2 protein-coding genes are annotated in these 1,084 nt (G+C 42.4%); both read left to right on the top strand.

From position 1 onward, the window contains the following. The first annotated feature begins 408 nt into the window (after nucleotides 1–408). Nucleotides 409–582: a hypothetical protein gene (locus CAPSK01_RS23580; RefSeq protein WP_273703925.1), complete on the top strand. Its 174-nt coding sequence runs from the start codon at nucleotides 409–411 to the stop codon at nucleotides 580–582. Further along, nucleotides 582–908: a hypothetical protein gene (locus CAPSK01_RS23575; protein ID WP_273703924.1), complete on the top strand. Its 327-nt coding sequence runs from the start codon at nucleotides 582–584 to the stop codon at nucleotides 906–908. The genes CAPSK01_RS23580 and CAPSK01_RS23575 overlap by 1 nt, the downstream gene beginning before the upstream one ends. The last annotated feature ends 176 nt before the right edge of the window (nucleotides 909–1,084 follow it).

The raw sequence follows: 1,084 nt of genomic DNA, 5'->3' as shown, positions 1-1,084 counted from the left end.
GGTAGCATGAACGAGGCGGCGAGAATTGCTATACATGCGGCAAAGCATAGGCATCAGTGGGGAAGGTATGCTACTGTTGCCTACTGTGCTAATAGAGGAGTACCTAGAAGGCTGCTCACTCTAGCAGTTCAATTACTGGTTGTTGACAGGTACTATAGAAGGGAGATACAATGAGTTACGATAGTTACAAGGCTGTAGCAAAAGCTGTCAGAGTTCTAGAGTTAGAAAGGAAGACAGCTATTGCTGAGCTTATGAGGGATTTTGACAGTAATTACTATTACCCTAACTTAAGGGAGATTCAGGGAGAGTGCAGTAAATTGGGCCATAAGTGGTCGTTCAGTCATTTAGGCCCTTTAAACGAACCCTGGTATTACTGTAAAATTTGCTTCACTAAGAGTGTGAGAGATCATGATTGAACATTACAAGGTATACAGTAACAATCTTACAGACCCTTACAGAGTAGTAATTGATGGAGTACTGGCTGTGGATAAGAAAGGGAACCCAAAAAGATTTGCTACAGTAATGAAGGCACTCTCATGGGGCCAGAGACATCTTGAGAAGAAGAGGAAGGACAAGGGATAATGAGCTTTGTACCTGAAACTATTTGGGATGCCTTGCATCAAGGTACTCCATTCATGAAGGCAGTACTGCCCGTACATAGTAGGTACTGCACATACCTCACTGAGGAGGATAAAGAACCTACACCGCCGCCGCCTAACTATAAGCCTATCCCTTGCGTCTACTATGATATTAGGGATCAGTACTGGTATGTAAAAATTAAGAATAAACCGGGATCACTGAAGAAGCACCACTACAAGTTAGGGTTCCGCAGTCAAGAAGACGCTGCCAGGTATAAGGAAGAGTACTTAGCTAAGCTGGCTAATGACTCAGATCGTTGCAGAGAGTAAAATTAAGAAATTCAACAGCTAAGGAAAGCCAGTGGTGAAGTTAAACGTAATTATTCGACATAATCAGATTACGAATCATTATTATGTGCATAGCAATGGTCATGCAGATTGGTCAACTATTAATCCAGTAGACGCTAGTGAAGAGATGCGACGAATCTCTTCAAATGTCCATGCTC

This window comes from Candidatus Accumulibacter vicinus (assembly GCF_000584955.1).
GTDB lineage: Bacteria > Pseudomonadota > Gammaproteobacteria > Burkholderiales > Rhodocyclaceae > Accumulibacter > Accumulibacter vicinus.
The sequence above is the reverse complement of the archived record's forward strand: the minus strand, read 5'-3'. Positions and strand labels throughout refer to the sequence as shown.

Bases quoted from the DNA above. Each gene is read 5' to 3' on its own strand.
- CAPSK01_RS23580 (WP_273703925.1), top strand. From the start codon at position 409: ATGATTGAACATTACAAGGTATACAGTAACAATCTTACAGACCCTTAC.
- CAPSK01_RS23575 (WP_273703924.1), top strand. From the start codon at position 582: ATGAGCTTTGTACCTGAAACTATTTGGGATGCCTTGCATCAAGGTACT.